Raw genomic sequence first — 16,402 nt, forward strand, 5'->3', positions numbered from 1 at the left:
CCTCACAGTTCGTCCGAATGATCGTTCTTATCCTGTATACACGCCTCACCCCCGCTGACCTCGAACGACGATCGTTGCGCGAACCCGAGACTTTGGAGGACAGCGTCCGCCGCCCCGCTTTGCGAGAGTCGTGGAGACAGTTCGCAACAGTGCGGTGGATCGTGGACATACGGAGGACCAGGACGTGGCGCGACGCAATGGATGCCTGATCGGCTGCCTGGTGGCGGTGGTCCTGGGGATAGGCCTGCTCGTCCTGCTGCTCTTCGGCGTCGGCAAGATCGTCGACGTGGCGGACAAGACCCTGGTCGACCCCAAGGTGTACGAGGCCGTGAAGGCCGGCGACCCCGCGAGCGAGGTCCGGGCGAAGCTGCCCTCCGGCGAGACCTTCGTCAAGGAGGCCCTCAAGGACGGCGGCCCCGCCGTGCCCGCGGGGGCCGAGTGCTCCTGGTATCTGTCGACCTCCGGTGACAGCGACACGGTGTTCCGCTTCTGTTTCAAGGACGGCAAGCTCGCCGAGAAGGCCGACTACCGCCTCAAGTAGGGCCTTCGGTCCCTGCCCGGAGGCCCCCGGCCGCCGGAGGGTGGACCCATGCAGACGCACACGGCCGATCCCGTCACCACCCCACCCGTCCTGGCTGCGGTGGACGGCTCGGAGCACAGCCTGAGGACCCTGGACTGGGCCGTCGAAGCAGCCCGCGCCCGCGGAGCCGAGCTCCACGTCGTGCACGTGCGACCGGACCACCCCCGGGTGGCGGCCCCGGGCGAAGCCCTGGTGCGGCCACCCGTGTGGGACACCGATCCGGTACTGGCACTGGTACGGGCCCACTTGGCCGGCCGGGAGGACCTCCCGCCGCTCAACTACGTCTCCCGGGACGGGACACCGGCCGTGACCCTGACCGAACTCGCCGCGGGCGCGCAGCTGCTGGTCATGGGATCGCGCGGACTCGGTGGCTTCGCCAGCCTGTTGCTCGGTTCCAACAGCCGGGTGTGCGCGGCCCAGGCGCCCTGCCCGGTGATGGTCGTCCCGCACGCGGCGCGGCTCGCCGCGGAGGACGGCTCTGCCGATTCCGGCGAGCGCCGGGTGGTGCTGGGGCTGGCCCCCGACGAAACCACCGAGGACGTGGTCGACTTCGCCTTCGCCGAGGCCCGCCGCCGGGGCGCGGCGCTCCAGGTGGTCTCCACCCACCTGGTGCCGCTCTCCTCGCTCACCCTGGTCGGCTCCCTCGTCGCGGAGCGCGGCGGCGGCCTTCCGCCGGGCATCCCCGGCGGCGAGGCCACCGAAGCGGCCCGGGAACTCGCCGAGAACCAGCGCACCCGGCTCCAGCCGTTCCTCACCCGGCACTACCCCGACGTCACCGTCGAAGCGGTGGTCGCCCCGGGCGATCCCGCGGGCCGTCTGGTCACCGCCTCACAGCGGGCGGACCTGATCGTGGTGGGCCGCCACCGGCGCCGTCTGCGGGCGGGCTCCCTCCTGATGGGCTCGGTGTCCAACGCCGTTCTGCTGCACGCGCTGTGCCCGGTGGCGGTGGTCCCCGTACGCGCGGAGGACCCGCCGGTCACCACCCCCGGGAGCGGGCGGGGTCAGGGCGCCGGATAGCCTCGGTCGCATGTCGCAGCCCATACAACTCGTCATCCTGATCAGCACTCTTCCGGGCCGGGGCCGGGAACAAGTCGCCGCTTTCGAGCGGCTCGCGCCGGTCGTGCGGGCCGAAGAGGGGTGCCTGCGCTACGACATGCACCAGGTGAGCGGTGACCCCGACCGGTTCGTCCTCATCGAGCGGTGGTCCTCGAAGGAGGCGCTCGCCGCCCACGACGCCACCCCGCACATGATCGAGGCCGACGCGGCGAGCCCGGCCTTCCGCGCCGGCCCGGCCGAGGTCATCGAGCTCGCCGCCGACTCGCTGGCCTAGCCCCGTACCGCCCGCCGGGCCCCCGCCACCATCGGCGCGAGCCGGGCGGCGGTGCCCGCCGGGAGACGGGCGGACTCGGCATCGATCCAGTCGAGTACGGCCGCCTGCCGGGCCGTGTCGCACAGCGACAGGTGGAACATCAGGTGCCGCCAGGCGCGGGCCGCCTTCTTCGGCGTGGCCGACCGCCGGCGCGCGGCCGTGAACGCCCCACGGGCGAGGGCGTCCCACCCGGCCCGCGGGGTGACACCGACCTCGTGGACGAGCGGGGCGAGGTTGAAGGTGGTCAGGGTCATGGCCTGCTCGATCACGACCGGGTCGGAGACCAGCGGCATGAAGGTCGGCTTGAGGGCCTGCGGCCGTCCCGGCCCCGGCGGCCCCGCCCGCTCGACGCACAGTCGCCCGAAGCCCTCCCGGTCATCGGCCTCGGCCATGTCCCGTACGGCCGCGTAGTCGATCCCGTAGTAGCGCTCGTACGGGGTCCCGCGCAGCAACTCCGCGGCCACCCGGGCGGCGGGCATCAACTCCCCGATCACGGTCCGGGTGTAATTGTCGGCGAAGGGCTCCAGGACGAACGAGGCCTGGATGCCTGCCTCTTGGGCCAGCTCGACGAGCTGCTGGATCAGCCGCGAGCTCGGGTCGGAGCCGGGGAAGGCCTCCAGTGCGAGGAAGGCGAGCCTTCGCAGCGCCGCGTGCGCAGGCTCCCGTACGGGCGTCGGCGAGACGGCGCGGATCCAGGGCAGGTCCGGGTACCTGGCGAACTGGCGAAGGTAGGTGAACGGGCGGCTGCCCTGGTACAGCTCCGCCAGCAGCGTGCGCAGCGGTCCGTCGGGAACCTCGGGGTGCCAGGCGTGTGCGAGGTCGGCGCCGAGGTACTGGGGTGCCAGCTCGGCGAGCGGCTCCGCCGAGGTGACGACTCCGCAGGCCAGGAGCGTCTCCGGGGGAGCGCTGAGCGCGGCGGCGACGACCGCGCGCACGGCGGGCGGCACCGTGGCGCCGGTCGTGAGCCCGGTCTGCCCTGCCTCCTCGGCGGTCACCGGGCCGAGCACCGCGTCCGGGTCGGACAGTCCGGAGTCCGGGTCCAGCGGGGCCAGCCGGTCCCGTACCAGCGCCGCCAGTTCGCTGTGCGCGGGCTGCGCCGCCTGCCGGGCCTGGGCCAGCCACAGCCGGGTGTGCTCGGGGGAGCCGGGGCGGCCGCGCTTGGCGACCATCGAGGACACGCAGCTGCGTAGCAACCCGGCGAGGCGGGGCAGCAGTTCACGACCTGCCACGGTCTCCGTCAGGGCGCGCAGCAGGACGGCGGTATTGGACTTGGGGTCGTGGTGGCGTCGCGTCAGGGGGTGCGCCGCGGCGAGGGCCTCGTACCGCTCCAGCAGGGCCGCGCCCTGCCTGCGCGTGAGGTCGGCCGGGGCGGGATCTCCGGAAGCGGAGCTGGTGTCCGCCTCGCGGAGCCAGTACGTGAGCAGTTCGTCCTCGAAGGGACGCCACACGGTCAGCGCCTCGTGCTGCGCCGCGACGGCGGCGTTCGGCCGACGGTGCGCGAGCAGCCGGGCGGCTTCGCCGGCGGTCCGGACGTGCGCCGAGCCGGTTCCGGCGGCAGGGCGGTCGGTGGGGTGCGGGGCGAAGGGGATGCGGTCGGCGAACGGCTCCAGGAGGGCGACCAGTTCGGCGGCCGCGTCGAGCTCCCCCTCCCGCACCAGCCAGGCCACGCACAGCAGCGCGGCCTCCTCGGGCGCGTGGAGCTCGTAGCGGCCGCTCTCCAACAGGGACCAGAGCCAGGCGAGGCCGGGGCCCGTGAGGCTGTACGCGAAGAGGGCGCGCCGGGTTTCCGGAACGCCGGCCAGCCGGGCGGCCTCGCGCTCGTGGGGCTGGGGCAGGGTGCCGTAAAGACGGGGGGTTGCCCAGTCGGGTCGCTGCTTCGTGTCCTCGTTCATAGCCGGCGTGGCAGGTCCTGCCCCTGCGCCCTCCGACTGAGCAAGTCGGTGCTCTGGCTGCTGAGCTACACGCCGTGCGAGGAACTTAACCGGCCCGGGGCGGCGGGGCCAAGGCCTTTCGGGGCCGTGGCCCCGCCGCCGGACCGTTGCCCGCGGGGGCGGGCCGCCGGTCGTCAGTCCGGGAGGCGCTCGCCCGTGGTTTCGTGGAAGAGGTGCAGGTCGTCCTGGCGGGGGATGACACGGATGGTCTTGCCGCGCAGGCCCTCTTCGCGGCCGTACGTCCGTACGGTCAGGGGCTGGGTGTCGCCGTCGCCCAGGTCGAGGTCGCCGTACGCGAAGCCGTCCGCGCCGAGTTCCTCCACCGAGTAGAAGGTGACGGGCAGGCCCTGGTCGCTGTGTGCGGCGTGGAAGTCCAGGTGCTCGGGGCGGATGCCCAGGGTGACGGTGTTTCCGCCGGCCGCCTCGCGGGCCGCCCGGCTGATCTTGACGGTGGAGCCTCCGAAGCGGATGCCGTCCTCGTGCAGCGGCACGGTCAGCAGGTTCATCGCGGGGGAGCCGATGAACCCGGCCACGAACTTGTTCGCCGGGCGGTCGTACATCGTGCGCGGGGAGTCGCACTGCTGGAGGATGCCGTCCGCGAGGACCGCGACGCGGTCGCCCATCGTCATGGCCTCGACCTGGTCGTGGGTGACGTAGACCGTGGTGGTGCCCAGCCGCCGCTGGAGGTTGGCGATCTCGGCCCGGGTCTGTACGCGGAGCTTGGCGTCCAGGTTGGAGAGCGGCTCGTCCATCAGGAAGGCCTGGGGCTCGCGGACGATCGCGCGGCCCATGGCGACGCGCTGGCGCTGGCCGCCGGAGAGGGCCTTGGGCTTGCGGTCGAGGTACTCGGTGAGGTCGAGGATCTTCGCCGCCTCCTCGACCTTCTTGCGGATGGTGTCCTTGTCCACCTTGGCGATCTTCAGGGCGAAGCCCATGTTCTGAGCGACCGACATGTGGGGGTAGAGCGCGTAGTTCTGGAACACCATCGAGATGTCCCGGTCCTTGGGCGGCAGGTGCGTGACATCGCGGCCGCCGATGGAGATGGAGCCGGACGTGACCTCTTCGAGCCCGGCCAGCATCCGCAGGGTGGTGGACTTTCCGCAGCCCGACGGGCCGACGAGGACGAGGAACTCCCCGTCCGCGATGTCGAGGTCCAGCGACTCGACCGTGGGTCGGTCGGCGCCGGGGTAGGTGAGGCTCGTCTGCCGGAACCTGATCTCAGCCATGACTGTCAATCCCTCTTTCACCGGCGGTACGTGCCGGGCGATCCGTGTGGGTGGGGTTGGCAGGAGGGGCAGGGAGAGGTAATGCGCTTTCGCTCGCTGCGGGCGGGATAAAGCGCATTAGTGCAAGTTTTCGTGAAACGGCGATAAGAAGTCAACCTCTGATGGCGCGGCATGTTCGTTATCGAATCGATATCATGCTGGATCCCGCTGGGACTAAAGCGCATCAGTGCAGCTCAAGGCCGTCTTGACGGAGTGACTTTCGGGCTGTTAGCCCCCCGCCTGTCGTAATTCAGGACGTACGGGTACCCGCCTCCCGGGACTTTGGTCACATTGACGGAATCTTCATTTCGGGTGAGTTTGGGCGCAGCGCTCCGGCGACGAGGCCGGAACTCCCCCTGAAGGCGGCGACGATGACCCGTAAGAACGTGACCCGTTATGCCATCACCACGCTCGTGGCCGGCACTTTCTTCGCGACCTCCGCATGCGGCATGAGTGGTGGCGCCGGGGACGTGAAGGAGGGGGAGAAGACCGGCAAAGTGGCCGGTCAGATCACGTTCCGCACCCTCCAGCTGAAGCCCATGTTCACCTCGTACATCCAGGGCGTCATCGATGCGTTCGAGAAGCAGTACCCGGACGCGAAGGTCAAGTGGGAGGACGTGCCGGGGGACGGCTACAACGAGAAGATCGTCGCCGACGCGCAGGCCGGGGCCCTGCCCGACGTGGTCAACCTCTCCACCGACTCCTTCCAGCTCCTCGGCGACCGCGGAATGCTGGCCGACGTCGCCAAACTCGACCCCGAGGTCGCCAAGGAGTACGTCCCGGGCGCCTGGGAGCAGTTCAAGCTGCCGGGCAAGGGCGACAGCGTGTTCGCGTACCCCTGGTACGTGACCCCGGAGATCCTCACCTACAACAGGGACCTCTTCGAGAAGGCCGGTCTCGATCCGGCGAAGCCGCCGACCAGCGTCGAGCAGTTCTTCGACTACGCCGAGCAGATCGCCGCCAAGTCCGGTGGCAAGTACTCCGCCTTCATGGCCGACCCCAAGGGTCGGCTGCCCGGGGACTGGCAGAAGATGGGCGTGCCGATCCTGAACGAGAAGCAGGACCAGTTCACCTTCGACACCGACAAGGCCGTCGCGTGGGTCGAGCGGATGAAGGACCTGTACGCCAAGGGCGCCATGCCCAAGGAGTCCCTGCTGAAGCAGGACGACATCAGCCAGCTCTACGGCGGCGGCAAGCTCGTCTTCGGCCCCGGTTCCCCGGGCTTCGTCAAGGACATCAAGCAGAACGCCCCGCAGATCTACGCCGAGACCGTGGTCGCGAACGCCGTCACCGGGAAGCTCGGCCACATCGGCATCTACGCCCAGTCGCTCGGCATCAAGAAGGACACCAAGCACATGGACGCGGCGACCGAGTTCGCCAAGTGGGTCACCAACGGGCCCAACCAGGTGGAGTTCTCCAAGAAGGCCACCATCTACCCGTCGAACGCCATCGGCCTGGCCGACCCGCACTTCTCCGACAAGGGCGACGGCAAGGACGCGGAGACGCTGGCCCGGGCGGTCGGTGCCGAGCAGTTGAAGAGCGCCGCGCTCGACGCCAACACCCCGGTCCAGTGGACCAATCAGGTCGGAGATGCGGTCGTGCGCGAGATGCAGAAGGCCATCAAGGGCGAGCAGGACGCCAGGACCGCGGTGAAGAAGGCCCAGGAGGAGGCCAACAAGCTGCTCGCGAAGACGGCCCAGAAGTGAGGGGGGCACCGGAGAGAGGAGGGCCGGACGCCATGACCCCATCCGCAGGGACGCAAACGCGCGGGACCGGCCGCCCGTCGGACGCCGCCCCCGACCCCGCCGCCCCCGATCCCGCCGCCACCCACGACCCCGTCCCCGCCCCCGCCTCCGGCGAGGTGCGGACCCGGTCGCAGCCGGGAGGGCCGCCGGACCCCGGACCGAAGGCCCTTCGCAGCAGCGCCAAGCGGGCGAAGCAGGCCAAGAGGGCCATGGAAGCCGAGACGGGACTGCGCCACCGCAAGTGGTGGACCCCGTACCTCTTCCTCGCCCCGGGCCTGGTGATGGTGACGATGTTCAGCCTCTGGCCGTTCGTCAACACCGTGATCCTGTCCTTCACCGACGCGCAGATCCTGCGCGGCGGCGGGTTCGTCGGCTTCGACAACTACACCCGCGCGTTCGCCGATTCCGACTTCTGGGTCGCCACCGGCAACAGCGTGCTGTACCTGGTGGTCGTCGTCCCGTGTCTCGTCTTCCTGCCGCTGGCCCTGGCGGTCCTCGTACAGACGAAGGTCCCCGGCATCGGCTTCTTCCGCTCGGCGTTCTACACCCCGGTCATCGCCTCGGCCGTGGTCGTCGGCCTCATCTGGCAGTGGGTGCTGCGCAGCGACGGCCTGGTCAACACGCTGTTCCAGAAGCTCAGCATCATCTCCGAGCCGATCCCGTTCCTGACCGACAGCACCATGCTGCTGGTCTCCGCGATGATCGTGACCGTGTGGAAGGGCCTCGGCTACTACATGGTCTTCTACCTGGCCGCCCTCGGGAACGTCTCCACCTCGCTCTACGAGGCTGCGGCGCTCGACGGAGCGGGCCCGGTCCGCCGCTTCTTCAGCATCACCGTCCCCCAGGTGAAACCGATGATGCTGCTGGTCGGCACCCTGTCCGCCATCTCCGCGCTCCGCGTCTTCACCGAGATCTACATCCTCGGCGGCGAGAGCGGCGGTCCCGGCGGCGGTGCCCGGACGCTGCCCTTTCTCATCCGGCAGGTCGGCCTCGGATTCTCCGGCGAGACCGGTTACGCGGCCGCCATCTCCATCCTGTTGTTCCTCCTGACGCTGGTCTTCAGCCTGCTGGGCCGCCGTCTCTCGAAGGGAGAGATAAGTTGAGCACCCTCTCTTCCCTCGGAAACAAGGCGGGCAAGCGCGTCGGAGCCGACGCCCGGCGGTATTGGATCGGCCTCGCCGGCCGGTACGCCACGCTCCTCCTGATGCTCGTGATCATGCTCGGGCCGATCGTCTGGCAGTTCCTGACCTCGATCCGCGGCCGCACCGAGAACGTGTACGACGGCGTACTGCCCTCGCAGCCCACCCTGGACAACTACTTCCGGGTCGCGGAATCGTTCCCGCTCTTGCAGTACGTCGGCAACACCCTGACGGTGGCCCTCCTCGCCATCACCTCGAACATGCTGTTCGCGGCCATGGGCGGGTACGCCCTCTCCCGGGCCGCCTGGAAGGGCCGCAAGATCGTCTTCACCGTGCTGGTGGCGACGCTGATGTTCCCCTTCGAGTCCGTGATGATCTCGATGTTCCTCACGGTCCGCGAGATGGGCCTGGTCGACACCCTCATCGGAGTCTGGCTGCCCGGCGCGGTCTCGGTCCTCAACATCATGATCATGCGCTCCGCCTTCCTCTCCGTACCCAAGGAGGTCGAGGAGGCCGCGGTCCTCGACGGCGCGAACGAGTGGACCCGCTTCACCCGGGTCTTCCTCCCCGCCGCCAAGGGCGCCCTGGCCGTCGTCTGCATCACCAGCTTCATGGGCGCCTGGGACGACTTCCTCTGGCCCCTGCTGGTCCTGACCAACAGCGACAACTACACCCTCCAGCTCGGCCTCAAGACCCTGGCCGGAGCCACCACCGTCAGCGACCAGCGGATCATCGCCGCCGGGGCGATGGCCGCCCTGATCCCGATGATGCTCCTCTTCTTCGCCCTCCAGCGTTTCTTCTTCAAGGGCGTCGGCGAGGGAGCCGTCAAGACCTGAGCCGGCCCCTCCCTCACCCCCCGCCCGGTGCACGCCCACCACCACCTCTCCTGGAGCAGCCGTCATGCACGACGACCGCAGCATCACCGAACACCGCCTCCGCCGTGTCCTCAAGGAGCGCATCAAGCCCGCCGTCCACTCCCGCTCCGTCCCGCTGACCGTCGAGCGCTGGGAAGCCCCCGGCGAACCGGTCCCCGTGGCCGAGGGACTCGCGGCCGCCTACGAGCCCTGCGCCGTCGGCGACGCGTGGGGCCCGGCCTGGGGCACCACCTGGTTCAAGCTCACCGGCACCGTGCCCGCCGACTGGGCCGGACACACCGTCGAGGCCGTCCTCGACCTGGGCTTCGACCGGATGATGCCCGGATTCCAGTGCGAAGGCCTGGTCCACCGCGCCGACGGCGGGGAGGTCAAGGCGCTCAACCCGTACAACGACTGGGTGCGCGTCGCGGACTCCGCAGCCGGCGGCGAGAGCGTCGAGTGGTACGTCGAGGGCGCCTCCAACCCGATCCTGGTCGACCACTCCGTCACCTACGAGGGCGACCAGCGGACCAGTGGCGACCAGCCCCTCTACCGGCTCGCCCGGATGGACCTCACCGTCTTCGAGACCGAGGTCTGGAACCTCGTACAGGACCTCGAAGTCCTCTACGACCTGATGATGCAGCTCGACACGGGCAGCGCCCGGCGCTACGAGATCCTGCGCGCCATCGACTCCGCCCTCGACGCGGTGGACCTGTGCGACGTCCCCGGCACGGCCGCCGCCGCCCGCGCCGAACTGGCCGGGGCGCTGGCCGCCCCCGCCAACGCCTCCGCGCACAGGATCAGCGCGATCGGCCACGCCCACATCGACTCCGCGTGGCTGTGGCCGCTGCGGGAGACCGTCCGCAAGGTCTCGCGCACCTCGTCCAACATGCTGGGCCTGATGGACGAGCACCCCGAGTTCGTCTTCGCCATGTCACAGGCGCAGCAGCTCGACTGGATCAAGACCTACCGGCCCGAGCTCTTCGAGCGGGTCAAGAAGAAGATCGCGGACGGGCAGTTCGTACCGGTCGGCGGCATGTGGGTGGAGTCCGACACCAACATGGTCGGCGGCGAGGCCATGGCCCGCCAGTTCCTGTACGGCAAGAAGTTCTTCATGGACGAATTCGGCATCGAGACGAACAACGTCTGGCTGCCCGACTCCTTCGGCTACACCGCCGCGATGCCGCAGATCGTCAAACTCTCCGGCTCCAAGTGGTTCCTGACCCAGAAGATCTCCTGGTCCCAGGTCAACAAGTTCCCCCACCACACCTTCTGGTGGGAGGGCATCGACGGCACCCGCGTCTTCACGCACTTCCCGCCCGTCGACACCTACAACTCCGACCTCGGTGGCACCCAGCTGGCGCACGCCGCCCGCAACTACCAGGAGAAGGGCCGTGGTTCGCGCTCCCTGGCCCCCTTCGGCTGGGGCGACGGCGGTGGCGGCCCCACGCGCGAGCAACTGGCCCGCGCCAAGCGCCAGAAGAACCTCGAAGGGTCCCCGCGGGTGGAGATCGAGCGGCCCGACGCGTTCTTCGAGAAGGCACACGCCGAGTACGAGGACGCGCCCGTCTGGGCCGGAGAGCTCTACCTGGAGCTGCACCGCGGCACCTACACCTCCCAGGCCAAGACCAAGCAGGGCAACCGGCGCAGCGAATCACTGCTGCGCGAGGCCGAGTTGTGGGCGTCCACGGCCGCGGTGAAGGTTCCCGGGTACGCGTACCCGTACGAGGACCTGGAGCGGATCTGGAAGGTCGTCCTGCTCCACCAGTTCCACGACATCCTCCCCGGTTCCTCCATCGCCTGGGTGCACCGCGAGGCGCGCGAAACGTACGCCAAGGTGCGGGAGGAGCTCCTCGGGATCACCCTCGCCGCGCAGACCGCACTGGCGGGGCGGGGCGAGGAGCGGCTGGTCTTCAACTGCGCCCCGCACACCCGGCGTGGAATCCCGGCCGGCGGCGCGGGCCTGCCCGCCCCCGCCGGGCAGCCCGTCACGATCGAGGAGCGGCAGGGCGGCGGACACGTCCTGGCCAACGGGCACCTCCTCGTGGAGATCGACGGCCGCGGCCTGATCGTGTCGGCGTACGACCTGGAGGCCGGCCGGGAGTCGGTCGCGCCGGGCCTTGCGGCGAACCTGCTCCAGATCCACCCCGACTTCCCCAACATGTGGGACGCGTGGGACATCGACGAGTTCTACCGCAACAAGGTCACCGACCTGGTGGACCTGGACGCGCTGGAGGTCGCCGAATCCACCTCCGACTCCGCGACCGTGCGGGTCACCCGCTCCTTCTCCTCCTCCACGGTGGTCCAGTCGATCACCCTGCGGGCGGACGCCAAGACCGTGGACATCGTCACGGACGTGGACTGGCGCGAGACGGAGAAGTTCCTCAAGGCCGCCTTCCCGCTCGACGTCAAGGCCGAACGCTCCGCCTCCGAAACGCAGTTCGGGCACGTCTACCGCGCCACCCACACCAACACCTCCTGGGAGGCGGCCAAATTCGAGATCTGCGCCCACCGCTGGATCCACACGGAGGAGCCGGGCTGGGGCGTCGCCGTCCTCAACGACTCCACCTACGGCCACGACGTGACCCGCGACATGAGGGACGACGGCGGCCAGACCACGACGATCCGCCTCTCGCTCCTGCGGGCCCCCCGCTACCCCGACCCGGAGACCGACCAGGGCGCGCACACCCTGCGCTTCTCGCTCGCCCCGGGCGCGACCATCGGCGACGCGGTCCGCGAGGGCCACGGGCTGAATCTGCCCGAGCGGGTGGTCACCGGCGCCGCCCCGGTCGCTCCGCTCATCGCGGTGGACAACGACGCCGTGGTCGTCGAGTCGCTCAAGCTCGCCGAGGACCGCAGCGGCGACGTCGTCGTCCGCCTCTACGAATCCCGCGGCGGCCGCGCACGCGCCACTCTCGCGGCGGGCTTCCCGCTGTCGGCGGCCGTCGAGAGCGACCTCCTGGAGCGCCCCCTGGAAGGCACGGCCGTCTCCGCCCCCGCCCCGGACGGCACGATCCCCCTCACCCTGCGCCCGTTCCAGATCGTCACGCTCCGCCTCCACCGGGCCTGACCCCGCCCCCAGGGCGCCCCGCGGACCGGGGCGCCCTGCGGCGCGGGCCCGCCGGAGGGGAACCGGCACCGGTGGCGTATCTTCTGCCTGCCCGCCCCCATCGGCGGGCTTCTGCATGTCAACGCACCCGTGGGGGGTCCCTCTTCATGTCCGCCGGTACCGCAAGACTGTCCCCGCTCGGCGCGCCCCCGGCGCGCTCCCTCCTGCGCTCACCGAAGGGACTGGCGACGGCGCTGACCGTACTGCTCGGCCTGTGCGCCGCGACCCGGCTGCTCGCCGTCGCCGCCGGGGTCAACCGGTACCGAGCGCTGGACGGCTTCGAGGAGGCCGTGGGGCTGGGACATTCCGGGAATCTGCTCATGATCGCGACGAGCCTGGTCCTCCTGGCCATGATCCCCACCGCGGTGGTCTTCATCGTCTGGTTCCACCGGGTCCGGGTGAACGCCGGCGTGTACGCGCAGGGCACGTTCCGGGGCGGTGCCGGCTGGGCGATCGGGGTCTGGTTCATCCCGGTCCTGGGCTGGACCGTCCTGCCGTGCCTGATCGCCGTGAAGGTGTGGGCGGCCAGTGCCTCGAGGCTGCCCGGCAAGGCCGCGCTGACCTCGTTCGGCCCCGTCTACGCCTGGGCCGGAGCCCTCGGTGCGGCGATGCTGGCCTCCGGCGGTGCGGGTGTGTTCGCCCGGGGCGCCGCGACCCGGGACGCGGTGCGCGAGGCCGCTCTGCTCGCTGCGGCCTCGGACCTGGTCTACGCAGTGGCGGCGGGACTGGCCATCCTCTTCGTACGCCGCCTGTCGGCCATGCAGTCCGCCGCCTGAGCGGCGCCCCGGCCCGGCCGCCCGGGCGGGGTCATGCCGCGAGGAAGGCCGCGCAGGTCCAGCGCGAACACCCGGCGCTCCCGCGCGAGTCCGTCCCGCACGGCTGCCCAGTCGGCGGCCGTTTCGCCCAGTGCGGGGAGCAGGAGGACCGGTGGTCCGTCCGCCGGGCCCGTGACCTCGTAGGAGATCCGCACCCCACCGTTCGCCGTCACCGCGTGCAGTTCCGTCACCGGAGCGACGCTACCGGGTGCGGCAGGGGCCGGCCCGCAGCGCCGGGTGCACCTTCTGGCTCTTGAGCACCGGGGAGACGGGGCGGCCGCTGTCGACCGTCGCGCGGTGCGCGGGGGCGGTCGCCGGGCGCCTTGGTGATCTCCACGGCCGTGAACTGCGCCACAGGTCTCGGCGGCCCGGGCCCTTCGTCCCCGGAATCCCCGGATTTCCGGGACGCGGGCCCGGGCTCCTGTTTTTGCACCTAGTTGCAAAATAAGCGCCCGCTCAGCTAGAACAGCTTCAACACCCCCGCGCGAGGAGGCGCCCCCTCATGAGTTCCCAGAGCCGGTACCCGCACCTGCTGAGCCCCCTGGACCTCGGCTTCACCACCCTGCCGAACCGCGTGATCATGGGCTCCATGCACACCGGCCTCGAAGAGCACGAGCGCGGCTTCGAGCGCCTCGCCGCCTTCTACGCCGAGCGCGCCCGCGGGGGAGCCGGCCTGATCGTCACCGGCGGCATAGCCCCCAACGACGCCGGCCGCCCCTTCGAGGGCGGCGCCCGCCTCACCACCGAGGAGGAGGCCGCCGAGCACCGGGTGATCACCGAGGCCGTGCACGCCGAGGGCGGCAGGATCGCGATGCAGATCCTGCACTTCGGCCGCTACGCCTACCACAAGGACCTGGTCGCCCCCAGCGCGCTCCAGGCCCCGATCAGTCCGTTCGTCCCGAACGCCCTCACGGACGCCGAAGTCGAGCGCACCGTGGAGGACTTCGTCCGCGCCGCCCGCCTCGCGAAGCTCGCCGGCTACGACGGCGTCGAGATCATGGGCTCCGAGGGCTACCTGGTCAACGAGTTCATCGCCGCCGCCACCAACAAGCGCACCGACCGCTGGGGCGGTGCGTACGAGAACCGCGTCCGCTTCCCCCTGGAGATCGTGCGGCGAACCCGCGCGGCCGTGGGCGAGGACTTCATCCTCATCTACCGGCTGTCCATGCTGGACCTGATCCCCGGCGGCTCCACCCTCGACGAGGTGGTGCACCTCGCCAAGGAGATCGAGGCCGCGGGCGCCACCATCATCAACACGGGCATCGGCTGGCACGAGGCCCGCATCCCCACCATCGCCACCTCCGTCCCGCGTGGTGCCTACACCTGGGTCACCAAGCGGCTGATGGGCGCCGTGTCCGTCCCCCTCGTCACGAGCAACCGCATCAACACCCCGGAGATCGCCGAGGAGTTGCTCGCCGACGGGCGTGCGGACCTGGTCTCGCTGGCCCGCCCCTTCCTCGCCGACGCCGATTTCGTCGCCAAGGCCGCCGCGGGCCGCTCCGAGACCATCAACACGTGCATCGGCTGCAACCAGGCCTGCCTCGACCACACCTTCAGCGGCAAGATCACCAGCTGCCTGGTCAACCCGCGCGCCTGCCACGAGACTGAACTGACGCTCTCCGCAACGAAGTTGAAGAAGCGCGTTGCTGTCGTCGGAGCCGGCCCGGCCGGTCTGGCCTGCGCGGTCTCCGCCGCCGAGCGCGGCCACGCCGTCACCCTGTACGAGGCCTCCGGCCACATTGGCGGCCAGCTCGACATCGCCCGACGCGTCCCGGGCAAGGAGGAGTTCGAGGAGACCATCCGCTACTTCGGCACCCAGCTCGCCGAGCACGCGGTCGAGGTCAAGCTGAACACCCGCGCCGAAGTGGAGACCTTGCGCGGCTACGACGAGGTCGTCGTCGCCACCGGAGTCACCCCCCGCATCCCCGACATCGAGGGCGTGGACGGCCCCACCGTCGTGACCTACCTCGACGTCCTGCGCGACGGAGCCCCCGTCGGCGAGCGCGTCGCGGTCCTCGGCGCCGGCGGCATCGGCTTCGACGTGGCCGAGTACCTCACCGACAGCGGCGAAGGCGCCTCCCAGGACCCCGAGGTCTACTTCCGCCACTGGGGCGTGGACACCGCGTACACCGGCCCCGGCGGCCTCACCGCCCCCGAACGTCCGGCCCCGCCGCGCCGGGTCCACCTGCTCCAGCGCAAGACCACCAAGGTCGGCGCGGGCCTCGGCACCACCACCGGCTGGATCCACCGCGCGGAGCTCAAGCACCGCGGCGTCGTCTCGGTCGCGGGGGCCACGTACGACCGCATCGACGCCGAGGGCCTGCACATCACGGTCGAGGGCGAGCAGCAACTGGTACCCGCCGACACGGTGGTCCTGTGCACCGGCCAGGAGCCGCGCCGCGACCTGTACGAGGCCCTGCGCGCGGCCGGGATCGAGGCCCACCTGATCGGCGGCGCCGACGTGGCCGCCGAGCTCGACGCCAAGCGGGCCATCCGGCAGGGCACGGAACTGGCCGCCTCCCTCTGAGCGACGGGGTGTTGTGGCGGCCCGGACCGGGCCGCCACAATCAGCCGGTGACGTTGACACCGGCAGACGCGGACAAGATCCTCACCGACAACTTCGCCCCCTGGGTGCTGGCCCTGGGGCTCACCGTCCAGGAGACGGGCGAGCGGCACGCCGTGCTCCGGCTGCCCTGGTCCGACGCCCTCGCCCGGGACGGCGGGGGGCTGTCCGGCCAGGCCCTGATGGCCGCCGCCGACACCGCCACCGTCATCGCGATCTCCGCCGCACGCGGGGCGTACGGCCCGATGACCACGGTCCAGCAGTCCACCAGCTTCCAGCGGCCGGTGGTCGGCGCCGACGTGCTGATCGACGTACGGATCACCAAACTCGGCAAGCGGATGGCCTTCGCCGACATCACCATGACCCCCGAGGGCGCGCCGGAGCCGGCCGCGAAGGCCTCCACGGTCTACGCCCTGCTCGGGTGAGCGGACCGCGCGGCGACACGCTCCGCGAAACGCTGGAGGTCCTGTCGTCGGGGCTGCCGGCGCGCGCGTAGGGAACGGCTCTGCGATCGTGGAGGCAGGGCAACCTTCGGCCCGGCGCGCGAGGAGCGGTCATGTCCGGACAGTTCGAGGCGAGCGTCGAGATCGACCGCCCCGTCGACGAGGTCTTCGCGTACCTCGCCGACGGGCGCCACGACCCCGAATTCAGCCCGCGCGTCCAGAAGATCACCCGGACCCCGGACGGCCCGACGGCCGTCGGCACGATGTTCCGCAGCACCGTGAAGGACGCGGGGATGAAGACCGACCGCGCCTTCCAGATCACCGCGCTCGACGCGCCGCGGCAGATCCGCTGGTCGGAGCTGAGCGAGAACATGGTCACCGCGGACGGCGGCTACGACCTGGAGGAACTCCCCGGAGGCCGCACCCGGGTCCGGATCTTCAACACGCTCACCGGGCACGGCTTGGGCAGGCTGCTGGTCGGCCTGGCCCTGAGCGCGGCACGCAAGGACGCCCCCGACTTCGGCCGTCGCATCAAGGCGGCGGTCGAGGCGTCCCCGCACGTGACCTGAAGCCGCGCGGACCTGCGACG

General features: G+C 70.8%; 14 protein-coding genes and 1 tRNA gene. 11 read left to right on the plus strand and 4 right to left on the minus strand.

The genetic code is table 11. The features are described 5' to 3' along the window. Positions 1-184: 184 nt before the first annotated feature. From OHU74_RS31180 to OHU74_RS31190, 3 genes are read left to right on the plus strand one after another with little or no spacing between them, the layout of a single operon-like run. A complete protein-coding gene (locus tag OHU74_RS31180) occupies positions 185-541 on the plus strand; it encodes a hypothetical protein (protein WP_371618965.1) in 357 nt (118 codons plus the stop codon). A 48-nt stretch (positions 542-589) separates the two neighbouring features. Continuing rightward, entirely contained in the window at positions 590-1,597 is a 1,008-nt protein-coding gene (locus OHU74_RS31185; protein WP_371618966.1) for a universal stress protein, read from the plus strand. A gap of 10 nt (positions 1,598-1,607) precedes the next feature. Further along, positions 1,608-1,910 carry a putative quinol monooxygenase gene (locus tag OHU74_RS31190; protein WP_371618967.1) on the plus strand — a complete coding sequence of 101 codons (303 nt, stop codon included), beginning with the start codon at positions 1,608-1,610 and terminating at the stop codon, positions 1,908-1,910. On the opposite strand, the gene OHU74_RS31195 is transcribed toward OHU74_RS31190, so the two are convergent. From OHU74_RS31195 to OHU74_RS31205, 3 genes are all read right to left on the minus strand, one after another. Then, positions 1,907-3,841 carry a hypothetical protein gene (locus OHU74_RS31195; protein WP_371618968.1) on the minus strand — a complete coding sequence of 645 codons (1,935 nt, stop codon included), beginning with the start codon at positions 3,839-3,841 and terminating at the stop codon, positions 1,907-1,909. The genes OHU74_RS31190 and OHU74_RS31195 overlap by 4 nt on opposite strands. A 2-nt stretch (positions 3,842-3,843) precedes the next feature. After that, positions 3,844-3,916 (minus strand) — tRNA-Ser (locus tag OHU74_RS31200). Between the two features lie 98 nt (positions 3,917-4,014). After that, positions 4,015-5,106 carry an ABC transporter ATP-binding protein gene (locus tag OHU74_RS31205; RefSeq protein WP_371618969.1) on the minus strand — a complete coding sequence of 364 codons (1,092 nt, stop codon included), beginning with the start codon at positions 5,104-5,106 and terminating at the stop codon, positions 4,015-4,017. Between the two features lie 410 nt (positions 5,107-5,516). Between OHU74_RS31205 and OHU74_RS31210 the strand changes: the two genes are divergently transcribed. The 5 genes from OHU74_RS31210 to OHU74_RS31230 all read left to right on the plus strand — a co-directional run bounded on the left by OHU74_RS31210 (position 5,517) and on the right by OHU74_RS31230 (position 12,768). Next, a complete protein-coding gene (locus OHU74_RS31210) occupies positions 5,517-6,851 on the plus strand; it encodes a sugar ABC transporter substrate-binding protein (protein WP_371618970.1) in 1,335 nt (444 codons plus the stop codon). Between the two features lie 32 nt (positions 6,852-6,883). Beyond that, entirely contained in the window at positions 6,884-7,993 is a 1,110-nt protein-coding gene (locus tag OHU74_RS31215) for a carbohydrate ABC transporter permease (RefSeq protein ID WP_371618971.1), read from the plus strand. Beyond that, positions 7,990-8,865: a carbohydrate ABC transporter permease gene (locus OHU74_RS31220; protein ID WP_371618972.1), complete on the plus strand. Its 876-nt coding sequence runs from the start codon at positions 7,990-7,992 to the stop codon at positions 8,863-8,865. Before OHU74_RS31215 ends, OHU74_RS31220 begins: the two co-directional genes overlap by 4 nt. Positions 8,866-8,929: 64 nt before the next feature. After that, positions 8,930-11,953: an alpha-mannosidase gene (locus tag OHU74_RS31225; RefSeq protein WP_371618973.1), complete on the plus strand. Its 3,024-nt coding sequence runs from the start codon at positions 8,930-8,932 to the stop codon at positions 11,951-11,953. Positions 11,954-12,099: 146 nt separating this feature from the next. Continuing rightward, positions 12,100-12,768, plus strand: a complete 669-nt coding sequence (locus OHU74_RS31230; RefSeq protein WP_371618974.1) for a DUF4328 domain-containing protein — start codon at positions 12,100-12,102, stop codon at positions 12,766-12,768. On the opposite strand, the gene OHU74_RS31235 is transcribed toward OHU74_RS31230, so the two are convergent. After that, complete coding sequence (locus tag OHU74_RS31235; protein ID WP_371618975.1) at positions 12,699-12,998, minus strand: alpha/beta fold hydrolase; 300 nt, start codon at positions 12,996-12,998, stop codon at positions 12,699-12,701. The genes OHU74_RS31230 and OHU74_RS31235 overlap by 70 nt on opposite strands. Before the next feature lie 311 nt (positions 12,999-13,309). Here OHU74_RS31235 and OHU74_RS31240 point away from each other — a divergent pair, with 311 nt between their 5' ends. The 3 genes from OHU74_RS31240 (at position 13,310) to OHU74_RS31250 (ending at position 16,382) form a co-directional block, all read left to right on the plus strand. Further along, positions 13,310-15,334 (plus strand): FAD-dependent oxidoreductase, encoded by a 2,025-nt coding sequence (locus OHU74_RS31240; protein WP_371618976.1) that lies wholly within the window; start codon positions 13,310-13,312, stop codon positions 15,332-15,334. Between the two features lie 47 nt (positions 15,335-15,381). Further along, positions 15,382-15,795, plus strand: a complete 414-nt coding sequence (locus OHU74_RS31245) for a PaaI family thioesterase (protein ID WP_371618977.1) — start codon at positions 15,382-15,384, stop codon at positions 15,793-15,795. Positions 15,796-15,926: 131 nt separating this feature from the next. Continuing rightward, on the plus strand, positions 15,927-16,382 hold the full coding sequence (locus OHU74_RS31250) for an SRPBCC family protein (protein ID WP_371618978.1): 456 nt from the start codon (positions 15,927-15,929) through the stop codon (positions 16,380-16,382). Positions 16,383-16,402: the final 20 nt, after the last annotated feature.

The organism is Streptomyces sp. NBC_00454 (genome assembly GCF_041434015.1).
Lineage (GTDB): Bacteria > Actinomycetota > Actinomycetes > Streptomycetales > Streptomycetaceae > Streptomyces.

Coding starts and splice junctions, on each gene's coding strand:
- OHU74_RS31250 (WP_371618978.1), top strand. CDS start 15,927: ATGTCCGGACAGTTCGAGGCGAGCGTCGAGATCGACCGCCCCGTCGAC.
- OHU74_RS31240 (WP_371618976.1), top strand. CDS start 13,310: ATGAGTTCCCAGAGCCGGTACCCGCACCTGCTGAGCCCCCTGGACCTC.
- OHU74_RS31185 (WP_371618966.1), top strand. CDS start 590: ATGCAGACGCACACGGCCGATCCCGTCACCACCCCACCCGTCCTGGCT.
- OHU74_RS31195 (WP_371618968.1), bottom strand. CDS start 3,841: ATGAACGAGGACACGAAGCAGCGACCCGACTGGGCAACCCCCCGTCTT.
- OHU74_RS31230 (WP_371618974.1), top strand. CDS start 12,100: ATGTCCGCCGGTACCGCAAGACTGTCCCCGCTCGGCGCGCCCCCGGCG.
- OHU74_RS31215 (WP_371618971.1), top strand. CDS start 6,884: ATGACCCCATCCGCAGGGACGCAAACGCGCGGGACCGGCCGCCCGTCG.
- OHU74_RS31225 (WP_371618973.1), top strand. CDS start 8,930: ATGCACGACGACCGCAGCATCACCGAACACCGCCTCCGCCGTGTCCTC.
- OHU74_RS31190 (WP_371618967.1), top strand. CDS start 1,608: ATGTCGCAGCCCATACAACTCGTCATCCTGATCAGCACTCTTCCGGGC.
- OHU74_RS31205 (WP_371618969.1), bottom strand. CDS start 5,106: ATGGCTGAGATCAGGTTCCGGCAGACGAGCCTCACCTACCCCGGCGCC.
- OHU74_RS31210 (WP_371618970.1), top strand. CDS start 5,517: ATGACCCGTAAGAACGTGACCCGTTATGCCATCACCACGCTCGTGGCC.